This is a genomic window from Microbacterium sp. NPDC055665 (assembly GCF_053618035.1).
Genome location: NZ_JBSHGY010000012.1, coordinates 17059 through 35359, shown reverse-complemented (window position 1 = coordinate 35359; position 18301 = coordinate 17059). Strand labels below are relative to the sequence as shown.

Annotated in this window: 22 protein-coding genes; 9 read left to right on the top strand and 13 right to left on the bottom strand. The window is 67.7% G+C overall.

The features are described 5' to 3' along the window. Positions 1–14 precede the first annotated feature (14 nt). Both ACWGO6_RS17425 and ACWGO6_RS17420 read right to left on the bottom strand, forming a co-directional pair. The gene (locus tag ACWGO6_RS17425; RefSeq protein ID WP_452327445.1) at positions 15–1145 is read right to left on the bottom strand and encodes a Gfo/Idh/MocA family protein; all 1131 of its coding nucleotides are present in this window, start codon (positions 1143–1145) and stop codon (positions 15–17) included. Next, a complete protein-coding gene (locus ACWGO6_RS17420) occupies positions 1145–1951 on the bottom strand; it encodes a sugar phosphate isomerase/epimerase family protein (RefSeq protein WP_452327444.1) in 807 nt (268 codons plus the stop codon). Before ACWGO6_RS17420 ends, ACWGO6_RS17425 begins: the two co-directional genes overlap by 1 nt. 107 nt (positions 1952–2058) lie before the next feature. Between ACWGO6_RS17420 and ACWGO6_RS17415 the strand changes: the two genes are divergently transcribed. Genes ACWGO6_RS17415 through ACWGO6_RS17405 form a run of 3 tightly spaced genes read left to right on the top strand, consistent with a single transcriptional unit; the run spans position 2059 to position 4307 of the window. After that, complete coding sequence (locus ACWGO6_RS17415) at positions 2059–2676, top strand: TetR/AcrR family transcriptional regulator (protein WP_136041424.1); 618 nt, start codon at positions 2059–2061, stop codon at positions 2674–2676. A gap of 9 nt (positions 2677–2685) precedes the next feature. Further along, entirely contained in the window at positions 2686–3339 is a 654-nt protein-coding gene (locus tag ACWGO6_RS17410) for a DUF4166 domain-containing protein (RefSeq protein WP_136041425.1), read from the top strand. Further along, a complete protein-coding gene (locus ACWGO6_RS17405) occupies positions 3336–4307 on the top strand; it encodes an epimerase (RefSeq protein ID WP_452327443.1) in 972 nt (323 codons plus the stop codon). Before ACWGO6_RS17410 ends, ACWGO6_RS17405 begins: the two co-directional genes overlap by 4 nt. Here ACWGO6_RS17405 and ACWGO6_RS17400 read toward each other — a convergent pair. Genes ACWGO6_RS17400 through ACWGO6_RS17390 form a run of 3 tightly spaced genes read right to left on the bottom strand, consistent with a single transcriptional unit; the run spans position 4304 to position 5916 of the window. Continuing rightward, positions 4304–4696, bottom strand: a complete 393-nt coding sequence (locus ACWGO6_RS17400; RefSeq protein ID WP_136041427.1) for a PLDc N-terminal domain-containing protein — start codon at positions 4694–4696, stop codon at positions 4304–4306. The genes ACWGO6_RS17405 and ACWGO6_RS17400 overlap by 4 nt on opposite strands. 51 nt (positions 4697–4747) lie before the next feature. Beyond that, positions 4748–5677, bottom strand: a complete 930-nt coding sequence (locus ACWGO6_RS17395) for an aldo/keto reductase (RefSeq protein ID WP_452327442.1) — start codon at positions 5675–5677, stop codon at positions 4748–4750. 29 nt (positions 5678–5706) lie between these two features. Further along, the gene (locus ACWGO6_RS17390; RefSeq protein WP_136041429.1) at positions 5707–5916 is read right to left on the bottom strand and encodes a helix-turn-helix domain-containing protein; all 210 of its coding nucleotides are present in this window, start codon (positions 5914–5916) and stop codon (positions 5707–5709) included. Between the two features lie 115 nt (positions 5917–6031). Between ACWGO6_RS17390 and ACWGO6_RS17385 the strand changes: the two genes are divergently transcribed. From ACWGO6_RS17385 to ACWGO6_RS17375, 3 genes are read left to right on the top strand one after another with little or no spacing between them, the layout of a single operon-like run. Beyond that, a complete protein-coding gene (locus ACWGO6_RS17385) occupies positions 6032–6406 on the top strand; it encodes a helix-turn-helix domain-containing protein (RefSeq protein ID WP_240745025.1) in 375 nt (124 codons plus the stop codon). A 42-nt stretch (positions 6407–6448) separates the two neighbouring features. Next, the gene (locus ACWGO6_RS17380; protein WP_452327441.1) at positions 6449–6841 is read left to right on the top strand and encodes an ImmA/IrrE family metallo-endopeptidase; all 393 of its coding nucleotides are present in this window, start codon (positions 6449–6451) and stop codon (positions 6839–6841) included. 8 nt (positions 6842–6849) lie between these two features. Next, positions 6850–7452 carry a GNAT family N-acetyltransferase gene (locus ACWGO6_RS17375; RefSeq protein ID WP_136041431.1) on the top strand — a complete coding sequence of 201 codons (603 nt, stop codon included), beginning with the start codon at positions 6850–6852 and terminating at the stop codon, positions 7450–7452. A gap of 35 nt (positions 7453–7487) precedes the next feature. Here ACWGO6_RS17375 and ACWGO6_RS17370 read toward each other — a convergent pair whose 3' ends face one another. Then, positions 7488–7691, bottom strand: a complete 204-nt coding sequence (locus ACWGO6_RS17370) for a hypothetical protein (RefSeq protein WP_136041432.1) — start codon at positions 7689–7691, stop codon at positions 7488–7490. Positions 7692–7781: 90 nt separating this feature from the next. On the opposite strand from ACWGO6_RS17370, the gene ACWGO6_RS17365 reads away from it, so the two are divergent. Beyond that, a complete protein-coding gene (locus ACWGO6_RS17365) occupies positions 7782–8393 on the top strand; it encodes a flavodoxin family protein (protein ID WP_136041433.1) in 612 nt (203 codons plus the stop codon). 6 nt (positions 8394–8399) lie between these two features. On the opposite strand, the gene ACWGO6_RS17360 is transcribed toward ACWGO6_RS17365, so the two are convergent. From ACWGO6_RS17360 to nrdH, 7 genes are all read right to left on the bottom strand, one after another. Further along, positions 8400–8900 carry a GNAT family N-acetyltransferase gene (locus tag ACWGO6_RS17360; RefSeq protein WP_168429559.1) on the bottom strand — a complete coding sequence of 167 codons (501 nt, stop codon included), beginning with the start codon at positions 8898–8900 and terminating at the stop codon, positions 8400–8402. Positions 8901–8943: 43 nt separating this feature from the next. Next, positions 8944–9966 (bottom strand): hypothetical protein, encoded by a 1023-nt coding sequence (locus tag ACWGO6_RS17355; protein ID WP_452327440.1) that lies wholly within the window; start codon positions 9964–9966, stop codon positions 8944–8946. A gap of 11 nt (positions 9967–9977) precedes the next feature. Next, positions 9978–11720: a hypothetical protein gene (locus ACWGO6_RS17350; protein WP_452327439.1), complete on the bottom strand. Its 1743-nt coding sequence runs from the start codon at positions 11718–11720 to the stop codon at positions 9978–9980. A 169-nt stretch (positions 11721–11889) separates the two neighbouring features. Next, positions 11890–12867 (bottom strand): class 1b ribonucleoside-diphosphate reductase subunit beta, encoded by a 978-nt coding sequence (gene nrdF / locus ACWGO6_RS17345; RefSeq protein ID WP_017828866.1) that lies wholly within the window; start codon positions 12865–12867, stop codon positions 11890–11892. Positions 12868–12913: 46 nt separating this feature from the next. Next, a complete protein-coding gene (gene nrdE / locus ACWGO6_RS17340) occupies positions 12914–15058 on the bottom strand; it encodes a class 1b ribonucleoside-diphosphate reductase subunit alpha (protein ID WP_021199955.1) in 2145 nt (714 codons plus the stop codon). Further along, positions 15055–15489: a class Ib ribonucleoside-diphosphate reductase assembly flavoprotein NrdI gene (gene nrdI / locus ACWGO6_RS17335; protein WP_136041436.1), complete on the bottom strand. Its 435-nt coding sequence runs from the start codon at positions 15487–15489 to the stop codon at positions 15055–15057. Before nrdI ends, nrdE begins: the two co-directional genes overlap by 4 nt. 33 nt (positions 15490–15522) lie before the next feature. Next, positions 15523–15756: a glutaredoxin-like protein NrdH gene (gene nrdH, locus ACWGO6_RS17330; RefSeq protein ID WP_028503264.1), complete on the bottom strand. Its 234-nt coding sequence runs from the start codon at positions 15754–15756 to the stop codon at positions 15523–15525. A 390-nt stretch (positions 15757–16146) separates the two neighbouring features. Between nrdH and ACWGO6_RS17325 the strand changes: the two genes are divergently transcribed. Together ACWGO6_RS17325 and ACWGO6_RS17320 are read left to right on the top strand one after the other, a co-directional pair. Next, on the top strand, positions 16147–17355 hold the full coding sequence (locus tag ACWGO6_RS17325; RefSeq protein ID WP_205820262.1) for an MFS transporter: 1209 nt from the start codon (positions 16147–16149) through the stop codon (positions 17353–17355). Then, the gene (locus ACWGO6_RS17320; RefSeq protein ID WP_136041437.1) at positions 17352–18272 is read left to right on the top strand and encodes a sugar kinase; all 921 of its coding nucleotides are present in this window, start codon (positions 17352–17354) and stop codon (positions 18270–18272) included. The genes ACWGO6_RS17325 and ACWGO6_RS17320 overlap by 4 nt, the downstream gene beginning before the upstream one ends. Positions 18273–18301: the final 29 nt, after the last annotated feature.

Sequence of the window (18301 nt, the reverse complement as noted above, 5' to 3'; positions counted from 1 at the left end):
CCGAGCGGCGGCCGTCAGAGCGTGGCTTCGAACGGATCGAAGCCGGCGTCGATCACGCCGACCTGATCCAGCGTGCTCTCGACGGGGACGAAGCTGCGCGACTCGGCGGCCTCTTCGATCGAGAGGAGCGTGTCGAGCACGTGGTAGCCGAACTCCCCCGTGGCGACGTGCGGGCGGTCCGCGGCGATCGCGCGCGCCATGTCGAGCAGTCCAACACCGCGGCCGGAGAGCACACCCTCCTGTACGATGTCGACGATCTCCTGCGTCATCGGCTCCGGCGGCACGAACTGGTGCGTGAGCGGGCGCGTGATGGTGATCGGGCCCCCGAAGGTGTTCGGGTCGGGGATCACGATCGTGCCCTCGGTACCGGTGATCTCGACGATCCCCTGCCGCAGCAGCGGCGAGTCGGTGCTGTACAGGCTCTGCGCCTGTCCGCCCTCTTCGAAGTCCATCAGCACACTGAGCGTGGAGGGGATCTCGACCGGGAACTCCTGACCGGCCAGCTCGCCGACCTGCACGCGACGCGTCGGCGTCCCCTGCAGTCCGAGGGCGGCGACGGCGGCGACCGGCCCGAACACGTGCACGAGCGTCGACACGTAGTACGGACCCATGTCGAGCAGCGGCCCTGCGCCCTTGGCGTACAGGAACGCGGGGTTCGGGTGGAAGATCTCCGGCCCCTGCCACTGGAAGGTCGTCTGCCCGAACAGGGGGCGTCCGATGTCACCGCGCGCGATCGCCCGCTTGGCGGTCTGCACGCCCGGTCCGAGCACGGTGTCCGGGGCCACGCCGATGCGGAGGCCGGCGGCATCCGCCTTCTCCAGCAGCCGGCGCGACTCCTCGCGGCTGACGCCGATCGGCTTCTCGGTCCAGACGTGCTTGCCCGCGGCGACGATCGCCTCGGAGACCTCGACGTGCACGGCGGGGATCGTGAGGTTCACGACGATGTCGATCTCGGGGTCGTCGAGCACCACATCGACGCCACCGGCGCGCGGCACGCCGTACTTCTCGGCCTGGGCCTTCGCCCGCTCCTCGATGACGTCGGCGACCGCGATCACACGGACATCCGGGAAGGTGGTGAGGTTCGACAGGTACTGGTCGCTGATGTTCCCGGCACCGATGATGCCGACGCCGACAGGACCCGCCATCAGCCGGCCACCTTCTCGTCGAGGAAGACGCGGCTGCGCTCGATCGCGTCGAACAGGTCGCCCTCGTAGTGGTCGAACTCGACGATCGCGAGCTCGAGCGCCGGGGCGGCGGCGATGGATTCGACGAGCGGAACGGATCCCTCACCCGCGGCCACCTGGTCGGCGGGCGGGTAGGCGCCGGCGAGCGCCGGGTCGAGCGTGCCGTCCTTCGCGTGCACCGCGATCACGCGGTCACCGAGGCGCTGGAGCAGCGCGACGGGGTCGACGCCGCCGCGCGCCACCCAGTACAGGTCGACCTCGAGCACGACGCGCTCGTCGAGCAGCCCGGCGAGGACCTCCAGCCCGGTCACCCCGTCGAAGACGGCCTCCAGCTCATGGGCGTGGTTGTGGTAGCCGACGCGGACGCCGACGGTCGCTCCGATCTCGGCGGCCTCGTTCAGCAGACGGGCGGTCTCCTCGATCTGCGCGACGGACTCCCAGCGGGCAGGCTCGGTGTACGGATCGATGACCGTGTCCATCCCGAGCACCTTGGCCGCGGCGAAGACGACGTCGGGCGTGGGAACGGGGATGGTCGTGCCGCTGCCGTCGGGGTTCACGAACGACTCCGAGGCGAGGAAGGCGTGCCCCGACGGCGCGGTCAGCCCGGCTGCGGAGAGCGCGGCGGCGAGCGGCTCGGCGCGGCGCACGAAGTCGTAAGGCTCCACGGCGGTGAAGCCGCGGGCGGCGACCGCCGAGAGCGTGCCCTCGAGGTCGGCCTCCAGCTGGTCCTTGATCGTGAACAGCTGCAGGGAGGTCTGAATCGTCATCGGTCGTGCTCCTTCGGTCTGCGGTGACGTGCGGGGTCACTGCCCCGTGCAGGCACGCTACCACCAAATACCTCCACGTGGAAGTTTTGGTTCGCTAGACTCGCCCCATGCCCGCCGACACGCCTGAGCCTGCCGAGCAGCCCCGCCCGCGGGGCACCTACGCCAAGGGGATCGCTCGCCGACAGGAGATCCTCGATCGCGCCATCGAGGTCTTCGCCGAGCGCGGCTCCGACCGCACGAGCCTGCGGGCGATCGCACGCGAAGTCGGCGTCACGCACGCTGCCCTCACGCACTACTTCGGCTCGCTCGAAGAGCTGCTCGTCGCCGTGTACGAGGAGAGCAACGCACCCGGGCGGCAGCCGGATCCCCCGTCGCCCGACGCGACGCCGGTCGAGATGATGATCGAGTCCGCACGCTTCAACCGCGCGATCCCCGGTCTCGTGCAGCTGTACTCCACCCTCGTCGCGTCGGCGCTCGAGGAGGGACACCCGGCGGCACGCACGTTCGCCACCGGTCGATTCGCCCGTCTGCGCGACAGACTCGCCGAGACCGTCCGACGGCAGCAGGAAGGCGGGCAGATCCGCACGGACGTCGACGCGGATGCCGTCGCTGCGCTCGTCGTCGCGGCGTCGGACGGCCTCCAGACGCAGTGGCTGCTGGATGAGACCGCGCCACAGCACGAGGCCCTCGCGCTGCTCGATCGGCTGCTGCGACCGCCGAGCTAGGCTCGAACGGTGACGCCCGTGCCGCAATCGCCCTATGCCCGGGCTCTCGGCGACCGCCTCGACGACCTGCACCCGCGTCTGCGCGCGTACTTCTCGGCGGTCCCCGACGGCGCCGTCGGCATCGGCGAGGGCGTGTTCCACGTGGTCGGCACTCCGCGGCGATGGCTCTGGCCCCTGCTCCGCATCCTCGAACGTCGCGGGGTCGTCGCGGCCGCCTGGGAGCGCGACGTCCCCTTCCGCGTCGAGAACCGCACGATCGCGTCGCGGGCCATCGGCGAGCGCACCTTCCACTTCGCCCGGGGCCCGTGGGTCATGCACGACGCGGTCGCGCTCACCCGACACGGCCGCGTGGTCGACGAGCTCGGCGAGCCCGGACTCGTCGCTGCCTGCTTCGACGTCGAGGTCCACGACGGCGCGCTCCGCCTCACCAGTCGGGCCGTGGGCATGCGACTCGGGCGCCTCCGGATCCGCATCCCCCGCCTGATCTCGCCGGTGGTCCGCCTCACGGAGCGCTTCGACGACGACATCGACCGGCAGCAGGTGGCGCTCACGATCGACGCGCCCCTCATCGGCCGCGTGTACGAGTACCGGGGCGACTTCGAGTACCGCGTCCCCCGTATCGCCGATGTCCCCCACATCGCAGAGAAGGAGCAATCCGCATGAACGCAGGCCGGGTCGTGATCGGCGGATCCACGGGATTCATGGGCAGTCACCTCGTCTCCCGACTCCGCGCCGAGGGGCGTGAGGTCGTCACGATCTCGCGCTCGGGCGCCGACCTCCGCTGGGGCGATCAGGTCGGGATCGACCGCGCGATCGACGGCGCATCCCTGGTCATCGGGCTCGCCGGCAAGAGCGTCAACTGCCGCTACACGCCGGATAACCGCGCCGAGATCTTCCGGTCGCGGCTCGACACCACCACCTCGCTGAGCACGGCGATCGCCCGTGCCTCGGCGCCTCCCGCCGTCTGGGTGAACTCGTCGACGGCCACGATCTACCGGCACGCCGAAGACCGCCCGATGACCGAGTCGACGGGCGAGCTCGGCACGGGCTTCTCTGTCGAGGTCGCGAAGGCCTGGGAGAAGGCGCTGTTCGCCGACGAGCTGCCCGCCACCCGCCGCGTCGCCCTGCGCAGCGCCATCGTGCTCGGCCACGGCGGCGTGCTCGAGCCGCTGAAGAACCTCGCCAGGCTGGGACTCGGCGGTCCGCAGTACGACGGCCGGTGGCCCGCGAGTGCCGCGCGGCGCCGGGCCGGGACCGTTCACCACTTCCGCGCACGCCGCGGGCGCCAGCGGTTCAGCTGGGTGCACATCGATGATGTCGCGCGCATCATCGACTTCGTGGAGCGGACGCCGTCGCTCGAGGGACCAGTCAACGTCGCATCCCCGAATCCGGTCGACAACGTCGAGTTCATGGCGACCGTCCGTCGCGTGCTGGGCGCTCGCATCGGTCCGCCTCTGCCCCGCTGGATCCTGGAGCTCGGCGCCATCGGCATCCGCACCGAGACCGAACTCGTCCTGAAGAGCCGGTGGGTGCTGCCCGAAAAGCTCACCGCCGCGGGCTTCGAGTTCCGCTACCCGCAGCTGGAGGAGGCGATCCGCGAATCCTTCGACCGCGAAGGGGCCTCGGCCTAAGAGGAGGCTCCGGCGGAACCGGAGGCGGCATCGCCGTCGCGGCGACGCTTCTCGACCTCCTCGCGGAGGCGCCATTCCTCGATCTCACGGTCGAGATCGGCGATCTGCTGCTCGGTCGTGCGCGTGTCCGCCGGAGGCGAGGGGCGCACGTCGGTGCGGGTGGCGGCCGGCCGCTCCGCCCTGCGCATGCGGGGGATGGGAACGCCGGACTCTCCGTACTCGCGCCCGATCGCGAACCACAGCACGCTGCCGATGAGCGGCAGCAGGATCACGATGATGATCCACACCATCTTCGGCAGGTGCTTCACCAGGGCGCTGTCGCGGGTGATGATGTCGATCAGCGCGCCGATCATCAGGGCGATGACGAGGAGCGAGAACAGGAACGGCATGAGTTCAGGGTAGACGACGGCGTGACGGTGCCGCGCGACCCCGAACCACTTCTATGGCAGCAGGTGTCCGGCGGCGCGGAACAGCTCGTACCACTCCGGCCGGGTGAGTTCGAGGTCGGCACCCATCACGGCCTCGCGCACGCGCTCGGGTGTGGTCGTGCCGAGGACCACCTGCATGCCGGCGGGGTGGCGGGTGATCCAGGCGGTCGCGACGGCCAGCGGAGTCACGCCGTACGACGCGGCGAGGCGATCGATCACCGCGTTCAGCTCCGGGTACTCGGGGTTGCCGAGGAACACTCCGTGACCGCGGCCGTCCTGGAACGGCGACCAGGCCTGGATCGTGATGCCGTTGATGCGGCAGTACTCCACGATGCCGCCGCCGTCGCGCACGATGCTCTGCTCGTGGCCGGCGATGTTCGCCGCGACCGGCTGGGCAAGGATCGGCGCATGGGTGATCGACAGCTGCAGCTGGTTGGCGACAAGCGGCTGCCGGACGGCCGTGCGGAGCAGATCGATCTGTCGCGGCGTGTGGTTCGAGACGCCGAAAGCCCGGACCTTGCCCGCGGCCTCCAGCTCGTCGAACGCGCGGGCGACCTCTTCGGGCTCGACGAGGATGTCGGGGCGGTGCAGCAGCAGCACGTCGAGGCGATCGGTCTGGAGCGCGGCCAGGGAGCCTTCGACCTGGGCGACGATGTGCTCGTAGGAGAAATCGAACATCCCCTGCGCCGGCACGATCCCGCACTTGGTCTGCAGCACGATCTCGTCGCGCTCGGAGGCGCTGAGCTTCAACGCACCGGCGAAGCGCGCCTCGCAGTGGTGCATGCTCCCGCCGTAGATGTCGGCATGGTCGAAGAAGTCGATGCCGGACTCTCGGGCTGCGGCGTAGAGCGCCCGGATGTGCGCGTCGTCCTTGTCGTCGATGCGCATCATGCCGGCGACGAGGGCGGGGGCGGTGGACGATCCGAACGGCACAGTCTTCATGCGGACCACGCTACTGTGCGCGGCCGATATCAGCAGTCGTCGGCGGCGGACACCGGGAGAAGTCTCGTGATCGGGATGTCGAGCGCCGTGGCGATGCCGACGAGGTCGACGACCGTGAAGTCGGTCTGCCCCTCCAGCAGCTCTGCGAGCGCTTCCGGCTCGATGCCCGAGAGCTCCGAAAGCCGAGTGAACGACATCCCGGCGTGCACTCGGGCTCCATCCACCGTCGATGCCAACATATGACGCAATCCTGTCCCCATACGCACACGGTAGTACCCCGCACGGACACTCCGCGCCTCCTCCTGCACCATAATGGCGGCATTCTGGAGTCGACGCGCTGCTATCGTGAGCCGGGTGAAGACACCTGCCGAGGAGTTCAACGACGCCGTGGGGCGTCAGATCCGCGCGGAGATCGCCGCGTCAAGGAGCAGCATCGCGGCGATGGCGCGGACCATCGGCATCGCACGCAGCGCCCTGGACAACTACGTCACCGGCAAGCGCGCCATCCCCGTCCCGGTCGTGTACTCGGTCTGCGACGCTCTCGGTCTCGAGCCCCACGTCCTCTTCGCCCGCGCGGAGGAACGTCTCAGAGCAGACGGCGAGACGACCGCGCGCATCACTCCGATCCGCCCCACCCCCGATGTCGCCGGTCCACGAGAAGATACCCGCGAGGTCGCTTTCGAATCCCGCACGTCGCACGACTCGGACACGGACGACCTCTACGACTAGCCGCGTCGCACGATGCCGGCGGGCACGGTGAGGAGGAGAGCTATGGACGAGCTTCTGCACCTCGCCGAGGAACAGAGCCTGCGCATCGTCGAGCGCCCCGGCCGCACGCGCGGCGGCTTCGATCCGATGACGCGCACGATCCGCCTCAGCCCGGGCATGAGCGCGCGCACGACGCGCAGCGTGCTCGCGCATGAGCTCGGGCACGCCCGGTTCGGGCACACCCCGGCTCGCCTGCCCATGGTTCGCGCGCAGCAGGAGCGCCAGGCCGACGAATGGGCCGCGTGTCGGCTGATCACCCCGGAGGCCTACGCCGAGGCGGAAGAGCTCCGCGGGCCTCACCTCGCCAGTCTGGCCTTCGAGTTGGGGGTCACGATCGAGCTGGTGATCGCCTATCAGCAGCTGCTGCGGCAGGGGGCCGTGCCCGTCGCTGGTTGAATACCGTCATGGCCTTCCTCGTCACCCCCACCCCCGTCACCCTCACCGGCGAACTCGTCGAACTCCGCCCGCTCGAACGCTCGCACGTCGACGGCCTCGTCGACGCGGCGCAGGAGGGCGACCTGTGGAAGACGGCCTGGTACACATCGGTTCCGGCCCCCGACGGCATGGCGGCCGAGGTCGATCGGCGGATCTCGCTCATCGAGAAGGGCGAGATGGTCCCCTTCACCGCCTTCGGTGCCGACGGACGCGTTCTCGGACTCACCTCGTACTACGACATCGTCGCCGACGTTCCGCGTCTCCACATCGGCTACACCTGGAACCGTCCATCCGCGCACGGCACGGGCACGAACGCGGAGTCCAAGCTCCTCCTGCTCCAGCACGCCTTCGAGACGCTCGGAGTATTCCGTGTCGGCCTGACCACGCAGTGGGTCAACTTCCAGTCGCGCACGGCGATCGAGCGGCTCGGCGCCAAGCAAGACGGAGTGATGCGGGCCATGAGCCGCTATCGCAACGGGGCGCTGCGCGACAGCGTGGAGTACTCGATCATCGAGCCGGAGTGGCCCGCAGTGAAGGCCAACCTCGAGGCGAGGCTCGCCAAACGACGTTGAGCGGCCGGCGTCGCGGAGGCGTCGACCGCGACGGATCACTCGGTGGCGTTGCCCGACCAGTTGTTCGACCGGCGGGTCGCCGAGCCGCCCTGACGGAGCATGAACGCCATCGCCAGCGTGACGAGCAGGAGGCCGCCGCAGAAGGCGAGCGCGTTGAGGGCCGGCAGCCCGAACGAGATGCCCATCAGCAGGATGCCTCCGATGAAGAGGATCATGAAGAAGAGGAAGCTGAGGATCACGGGATCTCCTGTCGTCGGTGCCGTCTACCAGGATAGCCCGGACTCGGAAACCCCCTGTGCACGTTCTTCGTCGTCTGGTCTGCTCGGAGCATGAAGACACCACTGACCGCGGTCGCCGTCTCCTGCACGCTGAAGCCGTCGCCCGCCTCCTCGAGTTCCGACCTCCTCGCGACCCAACTGCTCGACGCCCTCGCCGGTCACGGCATCACGGGCGACCTGGTCCGCGCCGTCGACCTGTCGATCAGCCCCGGAGTGCAGAAGGACATGGGTGACGGCGACGAGTGGCCGAGCGTGCGACGACGCATCCTCGACGCCGACATCCTCGTGTTCGCCACTCCCACGTGGATGGGACAGCATTCCAGCGTCGCGCAGCGCGTGCTCGAACGGCTCGACGCCGAGCTCGGCGAGACCGACGCCCGCGGCCGCCCCACCCTCTTCGACAAGGTCGCCATCGCGGGCATCGTCGGCAACGAAGACGGGGCACATCACATCGCGGCGATCCTCTTCCAATCGCTGAACGACGTCGGATTCACCATCCCGGCCCAGGGCTCGGTCTACTGGAACGGGGAGGCGATGCACACCACCGACTACAAAGATCTCGACGAGACCCCGGAGAAGGTCGAGTCGGCGATCGGGACGGCAGCGCGGAACGCGGCGCACCTCGCCCGGCTGCTCAAGGCGCAGGAGTATCCGGCGGGATGATCTCGATCACGCCGTGAGGTCGAGCACCCACTCGTTCACGGTCAGCTCTGCTCCGCGGAACTCTTCGGTGAACGTGCCGACCAGGGCGAAGCCGTTCCGGCGGCAGACGCCGTTGGACGCCGGGTTGTCGACGCCGGGGAATGCCGTCAGGAACCGCCGGTCCCCTCGATGTTCGCGGGCGTCGTCGACGAGCAGTGCGAGGGCGTTCGATGCCACCCCGCGCCCCTGCGCCTCGGGTCGGACGAACCAGCCGGTCTCCAGCGCGGGCTCCTTCCGCCAGTCCATGCGCCAGTACCCGATCGAACCGAGCGACGCCCCCGCGTCGTCTTCGATCACGAACATCCGCGCCTCACCCGACGCCACGAGTCGCAGATAGCGTGCCTGGCGTTCGACGACCTGCTCCTCGGTCTCCGGGCCGTTCAGATGAGCCGTCATCGCCGGGGTGTTCGCGGCGTGCAGCAGCTCGATGTCGTTCTCGGACCAGAGCCGGAGCCGGAGGGATTCCATGCTCGGATGATGGCACGGGCCACCGACGCTCGGCCCGATCGGATCACCGGCGGAAGGTGACGACCTCGTCCCGGCGCGACTTCTCGAGCGCGAGTCCGGCGAGTTCGAGTCGTCGGTGGACCCGCTTCGGCAACGCGGGAAGCTCCGCGGAGAGACCGCGCGGCGGCTTCGCGAGCCCGGCGACCAGAGACAGATCCGCACCGGCGCCGCGCACCTCGACACGCGCGTAGTCGCTGCGGGTCCGCCAGCGCAGGAACTCCAGGTCGCGGAACGGGATCGTGTGGACAGTGGTGCCCACGCGGACTCGAAGCTCATCGTTGCCGAACGCGACCGTGCATGCTTCCGTGCGGCGACGCAGGATCGCGGTGAACGCCAGGTACACGGGCAGCCCGATGACGATCCCCAAGAGGATGACGGCGATCCGCGGCCCCATTCGCATCGCGATGTCATCGAGCGCGATCAGCGCGACGACGCCGAGAAGCCCGAAGACCACGACGATCGCCACGATCGCCTGGGTGAGAGTGCGCATTCGGAGCTCGATGGCGGGGAAGCGCACGATCGACCCGTCTCCGCTCTCCTCACGTTCCCAGCCCGGGGCCACCGGAAGCGGTCGCTTCTTCCCGTCGCGCCGAGTGAAGAGATCCGTGACCCGGCTGAGCAGCCCGAGCCAGATCCATCCGACTGCGGGGATCGCCGCCATCTGCAGCACCACGGCGACACCGCGAACAGCATCGGGGAACGGGTCGAGCAGGTCTCCCCCGAACTCGATCACCGACACGACGAGCGCGCCCAGGACGACGGCCACGGCGGTATGGAGGATGGCACCGTTGCGAGCGGGCTCCATGTCGAATGTCGCGTTCACGAACGCGAAGCCGAAGCACCAGCCACCGACCAGCATGAGCAGGAAGGGGAAGAAGCTCAGATCGTCGCCGGCGAGCGTGAAGCCGATGGCGGCGAGCAGAAGCACCGCACCCCAGAGGAGCGGGTTGCGCACCAGCTTCTGGGTCACGGTCCTGCGCGCGCGGGCGTCGGTGGGGGTGGTCGTGGCGGGGGTGTTCTCCGTCATCGATCTGGACGCTACGGCGCGGGCAGAGCGGCAGTGCGCTCCCGCCAGTAGTCGATCTCGGATTTCGTGGCATGGTGGCTGAGAGGATCGACCTGCCGATCTGCCGCGTCGAGCCAGCTCTCCGCTCCGGCACGATCGCCGTCGATGCAGGCGAGTGCTCCGAGCGCGAGACCCGATTGAGCTGGTCGATTGCGCAGCGACACCGAGTAGTCCGTGTCGCGGAACCGCGGATCCCCGCGGTGGAGCACCGGCGGCAGACCCACCCCGTGCAGCAGCAGCTCGAAGAGCGCGGTGCGGTCGCCGCAGCGCTCCAGGAACGGGACGATCTCCGTGCGCACGCGTTCGGCGAGCAGGTCGAGGACGTCCTCCTCGGCAAACCACCCGGTCTCGGACACGAGCAGGTCGAGCTCGAAGGGCTTGACCCGCTTCGGGTCGCGCTGCGGCGCCGGGCCATCCTCGGGGTGCAGTCCTTCGAACAGGACCCCGTACTGCACACTCATGTAGAGGTCACTGGAGTAGAAGTCCACGAGCTCCACACGCGCATCCACCCATCGACGCCAGGTACGGCCGGACTTGCGGAAGCCCAGCTCGCGCATCGTGCCGTTCACGCGTTCGTCCAGCAGGCGATCCACCTCAGCACGCAGAAGCTTCGGGATGGGACTCGCCTTCGCCCGCACGGCCGCGGCCTTCTCCTTCTTGAGGTCGGCGTCGCGCTTCTCGGCGCGTGCGACGGCTCCGGGTCCGAGCGCTGCGCCGATCCGCTTCAGAAGATCGCGGCGGGAGATGTCGTCGAGGAGCCGTTCCAACTCGGCCAGGTCGCTCTCGGCGGCGCGCTGCGCGAGCGTGTCCACGGCGGCACTGGCCACGCGGAGCGCCAGGGACTCAGTGGAGGGAGGTCGCGTCTCGGCGCCTTGCCGAACCAAGGCTCCCAGCATCTCCGAGGGCACCTCGGTTGCGGGCAGCGCTCGCGCGGCGATCACCGTTGCCCGGATCAGATCTTCGTTCGAGGGCGCGTAGAGATGTCCGTCGGCGGCAACCTCGGCCTCCCGAGCGGCACCGACCCACTCCGCGACGAGGAGACGGGCGGTCGCCGGACGCAGCACCTCCTGCACCTGTCGCTGCCACGTCTGGGACGGCGCCTTGTGCCCGAGGAGCGCGAGATGACGCACCAAGGGCTCCACGTCGTCCACGGGATGGGCACGGGCCAGCTGCCGCGCCCGTTCCGCCCATTCGTCTCCATCCTGGACAGCTGTCAGGTCGAGCACACCCGGTGGGAGGAAGGAGGCCAGCAGCCGATTGGCCGTTTTGAGGTCTTTGTCGACGTTCCAGCGCGGCGCGAACCGCCCGTGCATGAGGCCCGCGAGGTGGGTCGCGCAGGCGTCGATCGCCTCGTACAGGGCGGGGCCGACGTGGCCGGCCGCCATCGCCTTCTCCGCGCCCCGCAGCGCCGGCCCGCAGATGTAGTTCATGCAATCGACCTTCAGCGCCGCCTGCAGGGCGAACACCGCGGTGTCAGAGTCCCAGGGCAGGGTCTTCCGCGGCAGGGAGGTCACGATCTTGTCTTCCGCTGACCGGAACGGCCACCCGTTCACCCGCGTGGGGCTGATATCCATGATCAGCAGCAGGGCCACGAGTTGATCCCGCGGTGACAACTTCTTGACGTCGACCCCCTCTGGCCACTCGCTCATGCCGACGCCGATACGGTCGAGGGTCGCCTCCATCTCGTGGAGGAGCATCTCGCGCGTCAGGGGCATGGCTCTGCAGGGCGGCTTCGGTGCGTGCGCATTCCCGAATTCTATGGGTGTCCGACGACATCAGCCGTCGCTGAACTCGGACTTCAGCACACGCGATAGCCCCCGGCCACTCGCTCGTTTGCAAGTGGCCGGGGGCTGTCGTCATGCAGCGGATGTCCGCCGGCGACTCTCAGAAGTCCCAGTCGTCGTCTTCCGTGGCCTCGGCCTTGCCGATGACGTACGACGAGCCCGACCCCGAGAAGAAGTCGTGGTTCTCGTCGGCGTTCGGCGAGAGCGCCGACAGGATCGCCGGATTCACGTTCGTGACGCTGGAGGGGAACATCGCCTCGTAGCCCAGGTTCATGAGGGCCTTGTTGGCGTTGTAGTGCAGGAACTTCTTCACGTCTTCGGTCAGACCGACGCCGTCGTAGAGGTCCTGCGTGTACTGCACCTCGTTGTCGTAGAGCTCGTACATGAGCGAGAACGTGTAGTCCTTGAGCTCATCGCGGCGCTCCTGGGTCTCGTTCTCGAGCCCCTTCTGGAACTTGTAGCCGATGTAGTACCCGTGCACGGCCTCGTCACGGATGATGAGGCGGATCAGGTCGGCCGTGTTCGTCAGCTTCGCCTTCGACGACCAGTAGATCGGCAGGTAGAACCCCGAGTAGAAGAGGAACGACTCCAGCAGGGTGGAGGCCACCTTGCGCTTGAGCGGGTCGTCTCCCTGGTAGTAGTCCATGATGATCTGAGCCTTCTTCTGAAGGTTCGGATTCTCCGTCGACCAGCGGAACGCCTCGTCGATCTCCTTCGTCGACGCGAGCGTCGAGAAGATCGAGGAGTAGCTCTTCGCGTGCACCGACTCCATGAACGCGATGTTCGTGTACACGGCCTCTTCGTGAGGCGTGATCGCGTCGGGGATCAGCGACACCGCACCCACGGTGCCCTGGATCGTGTCGAGCAGGGTGAGACCGGTGAACACCCGCATGGTGAGCAGCTGCTCGTCGGGGGTGAGCGTGTTCCACGACTGCACGTCGTTGGACAGCGGCACCTTCTCCGGCAGCCAGAAGTTGTTCACCAGACGGTTCCAGACCTCGAGGTCCTTGTCGTCCTGGATGCGGTTCCAGTTGATCGCCTGCACGCTGGAGACCAGCTTGAGTCTTTCGGGAGTCATTATCTTCGTCGTCCTTGAATCCTGGGTCACTGAGCCTGTCGAAGTGTCAGAGCATGCACGAGACGCACTCGGCCATGTCGGTGCCCTCGAGCGCCAGCTGACGCAGGCGGATGTAGTAGATCGTCTTGATGCCCTTGCGCCATGCGTAGATCTGCGCCTTGTTGATGTCACGCGTGGTGGCGGTGTCCTTGAAGAACAGCGTCAGCGACAGACCCTGGTCGACGTGCTGCGTGGCAGCCGCGTAGGTGTCGATGACCTTCTCGTAGCCGATCTCGTATGCGTCCTGGTAGTACTCCAGGTTGTCGTTCGTCATGAACGCCGCCGGGTAGTAGACGCGACCGAGCTTGCCTTCCTTGCGGATCTCGATCTTCGACGCGATCGGGTGGATCGACGACGTGGAGTTGTTGATGTACGAGATCGAGCCGGTCGGCGGGACGGCCTGCAGGTTCTGGTTGTAGATGCCGTGCTTCTGGATCGACGCCTTCAGCTCGGCCCAGTCGTCCTGCGTCGGGATGTGCTTGCCGGCGAAGAGCTCCTTGACCTTCTCGGTCGCGGGGACCCACGCCTGGTCGATGTACTTGTCGAAGAACTCCCCCGACGCGTACTTCGAGTCCTCGAACCCGTCGAACGTGGTGCCGCGCTCGATGGCGAGGTTGTTCGACGCACGCAGCGCGTGGAAGAGCACCGTGTAGAAGTAGATGTTCGTGAAGTCGATGCCCTCTTCGGAGCCGTAGTACACGTGCTCGCGAGCGAGGTATCCGTGCAGGTTCATCTGGCCGAGGCCGATGGCGTGCGAGCGGTCGTTGCCGTCCTCGATCGAGCGCACAGAGCCGATGTGGCTCTGGTCGCTGACCGCGGTGAGGGCGCGGATGGCCGTCTCGACGGTCTGGCCGAGGTCGTCGGCATCCATCGACAGCGCGATGTTCATCGAGCCGAGGTTGCAGGAGATGTCCTTGCCGATGTTGTCGTACGACAGGTCGTCGTTGTACGTGGTCGGTGTGTTCACCTGCAGGATCTCGCTGCAGAGGTTGGACATGTTGATCCGGCCCTTGATCGGGTTGGCCTTGTTCACCGTGTCTTCGAACATGACGTACGGGTAGCCGGACTCGAACTGGATCTCGGCGACGGTCTGGAAGAACTCGCGCGCGTTGATCTTGGTCTTCTTGATGCGCGGGTCATCGACCATCTCGCGGTACTTCTCGGTGACCGAGATGTCGCCGAACGGCACGCCGTAGACCTTCTCTACGTCGTACGGCGAGAACAGGTACATGTCCTCGTCGTTCTTGGCGAGCTCGAACGTGATGTCGGGAACCACGACACCGAGCGACAGCGTCTTGATGCGGATCTTCTCGTCGGCGTTCTCACGCTTGGTGTCGAGGAAGCGCATGATGTCGGGGTGGTGGGCGTTGAGGTACACCGCGCCCGCACCCTGACGGGCACCGAGCTGGTTGGCGTAGCTGAAGCTGTCTTCGAGGAGCTTCATCACGGGGATGATGCCCGAGGACTGGTTCTCGATCTGCTTGATGGGCGCACCCGACTCGCGGATGTTCGAGAGCAGCAGCGCCACACCGCCACCGCGCTTGGAGAGCTGCAGCGCGGAGTTGATGCCGCGGGCGATCGACTCCATGTTGTCTTCGATGCGCAGCAGGAAGCAGCTGACGAGCTCGCCGCGCTGTGCCTTGCCGGCATTGAGGAAGGTCGGGGTGGCCGGCTGGAAGCGGCCGGAGATGATCTCCTCGACGAGGGCGACGGCGAGCTTCTCGTCGCCGTCGGCGAGACCGAGGGCGGTCATGACGACGCGGTCCTCGAAGCGCTCGAGGTAGCGCTTGCCGTCGAAGGTCTTCAGCGTGTAGCTCGTGTAGTACTTGAACGCCCCGAGGAACGTCTCGAAGCGGAACTTCTTGCCGTAGGCGAGGTCGTTGAGCTTCTGGATGAACTCCATCGAGTACTTCTCGATGACGGCGCCCTCGTAGTACTCCTTCTCCACGAGGTAGTCCAGACGCTCCTTGAGCGAGTGGAAGAACACCGTGTTCTGGTTCACGTGCTGCAGGAAGTACTCCCGCGCGGCGCGCTTGTCGGCGTCGAACTGGATCTTCCCGTTCGCGTCGTACAGGTTGAGCATCGCGTTGAGGGCGTGATAGTCGAGACCCTCGTAGGAGGGGTTCGCCTTGAATGCCACTGTCTCGGTCACTGAAGCTGCCACCGTCGTTCCAATCCGTCGCTCACGCGATCCACATCGTCTTGTGTGCCGAAGATCTCGAGCCGATACAAGTGAGGCACGTGGCACTTGCGGCTGATGATGTCACCGGCGAGGCAGAACGCATCGCCGAAGTTGGTGTTGCCCGCGGAGATCACTCCGCGGATGTGGCGCCGGTTGCGCTCGTCGTTGAGAAACCGGATCACCTGTTTGGGGACGGCGCCCTTCTCGACGCCGCGCCCCGCACCCCCGCCGTAGGTGGGGGTGACCAGCACGAAAGGCTCGTCGATGACGAGATCTTCTTCGTGGCGGTGGAGGGGGATGCGTCGGGACGGGAGTCCGAGTTTCTCTATGAAGCGCGCAGTGTTACCCGACACGCTCGAGAAGTAGATCAGGAGCGGCGCTGCGGTCGCGACTAGGTGCATGATTCACCCCGGTTCCTGAGCGACGCCGAAGGATCACGCCAGACGGGAGGCGAGCTCGTCGATCTTGTCGGGACGGAAGCCCGACCAGTGGCCCTCGTCGGTGACGACGACGGGTGCCTGCAGGTAGCCGAGCGCCTTGACCTGCTCGAGCGCCGTCGGGTCCTCGGAAAGGTCGAGGATCTCGTACTCGATGCCCTTGGCATCGAGGGCGCGGTAGGTGGCGTTGCACTGAACGCAGGAAGGCTTTGTGTAGACCGTGATCGACATCTTTTCGTAACCCCTCAAATCTCTGGCCTGCTGCTAATCAGGCGTTTTCCCGGTAGACCCCCTGCCGGGACTTCAATACTACATATGGGGACCGACATTGGGGGCGACCACAAGGGGTAGTAGTTACATCCGTGTAGTTATCCACCGTTCTCTACAGATACAACACAGGTTCTCCACCGTTTCTTCCACAGGCCGAGACCCCTTCGCGTGGCTCCCGAACCCCGAGAAATCGCGGCTGGGAAGCCCCTGTGAGCGATCCATCCACAGGGGGCACGCTACGACGCCCCTCGGACATTTCGTTTCCTGTGGAATCGGACCTTCGGCGTGTCGCGGGCGTGTCGTCGCACCCCGTCTTCCACGACCACCCTCGAGGCCCGGTACCGTTGTCTGGTGGCGGGATATCGGGACCTTCTTCGCACGCCCGGAGTGGCGCGCATGATCGCGGCTCAGCTGACCGCGCGCTTCCCCAACGGGATGATGTCCCTCGCGATCCTGCTGCACGTCGAGCAGCAGACCGGATCGTACGGCTCCGCCGGACTCGTCCTCGCCGCGACCAGCGTCGGGCAGGCCGTCGCCGGCCCGATCACGAGCCGGTGGATGGGCGTCTGGGGCATGCGGCGGGTGCTCACCCTCACCCTCTCAGTCTGCGTCGTCGCCGTGCTCGGACTCGCGCTGCTTCCGCTCGACGTACCCGGCTACATGGTACTCGGCATGGTCGCGGGGCTCTCCACTCCCCCCGTGCAGGCCGCCGTCCGCACGATCTACCCGAAGCTCGTCAACTCCTCGAACCTCACTCCGCTGTTCTCCCTCGACGCCTCGCTGCAGGAGATCATCTGGGTGCTGGCGCCGGTCGTCATCACCCTGGTCTCCACCCAGATCGGCACGCCGGAGGGCCTGCTGCTGGTGGCGATCATCCTCGTCGGCGGCGGCGCCTGGTTCATCCTCTCCCCCGAGGTCGGCCGGGTGCGCATCCCGCGCAGCCGGAATGCGCTCGGCAAGGTGGTCCTCAAACCTCCCGTGCTGCTGGCCACGGTGATCGGCTTCCTGCTGATCGGGGCCTGTTCCGCGGTGGAGGTGGGCGTCGTCGCGACCTTCGAGCACGGCAGCCTCGCCGCCGGACTCGTGCTCGCCGTTTTCTCGGCGGGGAGCCTGGCCGGCGGCCTGGCGTTCGGCCACATCCCGATCGGGCCGTGGGCCATGGCGCGCCGCCTGCTGATCGTCACGATCGGGCTCGGCCTCACGATGGTCATGCTCAACGTGTTCTGGCTGGGCGGCACCCTGATCCTCGCCGGCATCGGCATCGCCCCCGCCCTCGCCGTGCTCTTCGCCATCACCTCGGCGAGCGTGAAGTTCAGCGAGACCGCTGAAGCCTTCGGCTGGGCCGGCACCGGGCAGCTCATCGGCGCGGCGGCAGGATCCGCCGTCGCCGGTTTCCTCGTCGACGTCAGCGACTGGCGCGGCGCCTACCTCGCCGCCACGATCTTCGCCGCGGTCGGCCTGCTCGTCTCCATCGTCTTCGTCCGTTCCTTCCCCGACCTGCGTCATCGCGACGCGAGCCCGCATCCCGACACCGAACCCCTGGCGGTCACCCCCTCATGAGCTCCACCTCCACCCCCGGCTCCGCACCCGAGATCGTCTGCATCGGCGAGACCATGGCGCTGATCACACCGACCGACGCCGCACTCGCGACAGCCGGTCACGCGACGATCGGCATCGCCGGCGCCGAGTCGAACGTCTCCGCCGGGGTCGCCGCGACCGGGCACCGCGTGGCCTGGGCCTCCCGCCTCGGCGCCGATCCGCTCGGCGACCGCATCGCGTCGGAGCTCGATCGTCGCGGCGTGGAACTGTGGGTCGAGCGCGACGACGCCACCCCCACCGGCGTGATGTTCAAGGATCCGGGCGTCGAGTCCTCCTCCGTCTACTACTACCGCCGAGGCTCCGCGGCCTCGCACATGGAGGCGGGGTTCCTGCCGACAGAGCGGCTCGAGGGCGTGCGCATCGTGCACACCACCGGGATCACGCCCGCGCTCTCCGCATCCTGCCGCGAGATGGTGGACCGTCTCTTCATCGACGCACGCACGGCCGGTGCCCTCGTCTCCTTCGACGTGAACGACCGCCGCCCGCTGTGGAGCCGGGAGGACGCGGCCGAGACCCTCGCACGACTGGCCGACGCCGCCGACATCACCTTCGTCGGACGCGACGAGGCCGAACGCATCTGGGGAACCGTGACCCCGGCGGAGATCCGCGCCTTCCTGCCGAACTGCGCACTCCTCATCGTCAAGGACGGCGACGTCGGCGCGACCGCGTTCGACGGCGATGCCGAGCCGGTGTTCGTCCCCGCTCCCGTGGTGGAAGTGGTCGAGCCGGTCGGCGCCGGCGATGCTTTCGCCTCCGGCTTCCTGGCGGCGACCCTCGACGGCGCCGACCTCGCCGCACGCCTCTCCGCGGGTCACGCCGCGGCCGAGAGGGTGCTGCTGATCGCGGCCGACCTGCCGGCGCTGCCGCCGCTCGACTGACGCGCGGATGCCGCCCGTGCAGGGCCTGC

Coding starts and splice junctions, on each gene's coding strand:
- ACWGO6_RS17425 (WP_452327445.1), bottom strand. CDS start 1,145: ATGGCGGGTCCTGTCGGCGTCGGCATCATCGGTGCCGGGAACATCAGC.
- nrdH (WP_028503264.1), bottom strand. CDS start 15,756: ATGTCGATCACGGTCTACACAAAGCCTTCCTGCGTTCAGTGCAACGCC.
- nrdF (WP_017828866.1), bottom strand. CDS start 12,867: ATGACTCCCGAAAGACTCAAGCTGGTCTCCAGCGTGCAGGCGATCAAC.
- ACWGO6_RS17365 (WP_136041433.1), top strand. CDS start 7,782: ATGAAGACACCACTGACCGCGGTCGCCGTCTCCTGCACGCTGAAGCCG.
- ACWGO6_RS17400 (WP_136041427.1), bottom strand. CDS start 4,696: ATGCCGTTCCTGTTCTCGCTCCTCGTCATCGCCCTGATGATCGGCGCG.
- ACWGO6_RS17420 (WP_452327444.1), bottom strand. CDS start 1,951: ATGACGATTCAGACCTCCCTGCAGCTGTTCACGATCAAGGACCAGCTG.
- ACWGO6_RS17320 (WP_136041437.1), top strand. CDS start 17,352: ATGAGCTCCACCTCCACCCCCGGCTCCGCACCCGAGATCGTCTGCATC.
- ACWGO6_RS17360 (WP_168429559.1), bottom strand. CDS start 8,900: ATGGAATCCCTCCGGCTCCGGCTCTGGTCCGAGAACGACATCGAGCTG.
- nrdI (WP_136041436.1), bottom strand. CDS start 15,489: ATGCACCTAGTCGCGACCGCAGCGCCGCTCCTGATCTACTTCTCGAGC.
- ACWGO6_RS17415 (WP_136041424.1), top strand. CDS start 2,059: ATGCCCGCCGACACGCCTGAGCCTGCCGAGCAGCCCCGCCCGCGGGGC.
- ACWGO6_RS17405 (WP_452327443.1), top strand. CDS start 3,336: ATGAACGCAGGCCGGGTCGTGATCGGCGGATCCACGGGATTCATGGGC.
- ACWGO6_RS17355 (WP_452327440.1), bottom strand. CDS start 9,966: ATGACGGAGAACACCCCCGCCACGACCACCCCCACCGACGCCCGCGCG.
- ACWGO6_RS17350 (WP_452327439.1), bottom strand. CDS start 11,720: ATGCCCCTGACGCGCGAGATGCTCCTCCACGAGATGGAGGCGACCCTC.
- ACWGO6_RS17390 (WP_136041429.1), bottom strand. CDS start 5,916: ATGTTGGCATCGACGGTGGATGGAGCCCGAGTGCACGCCGGGATGTCG.
- ACWGO6_RS17375 (WP_136041431.1), top strand. CDS start 6,850: ATGGCCTTCCTCGTCACCCCCACCCCCGTCACCCTCACCGGCGAACTC.
- ACWGO6_RS17395 (WP_452327442.1), bottom strand. CDS start 5,677: ATGAAGACTGTGCCGTTCGGATCGTCCACCGCCCCCGCCCTCGTCGCC.
- ACWGO6_RS17380 (WP_452327441.1), top strand. CDS start 6,449: ATGGACGAGCTTCTGCACCTCGCCGAGGAACAGAGCCTGCGCATCGTC.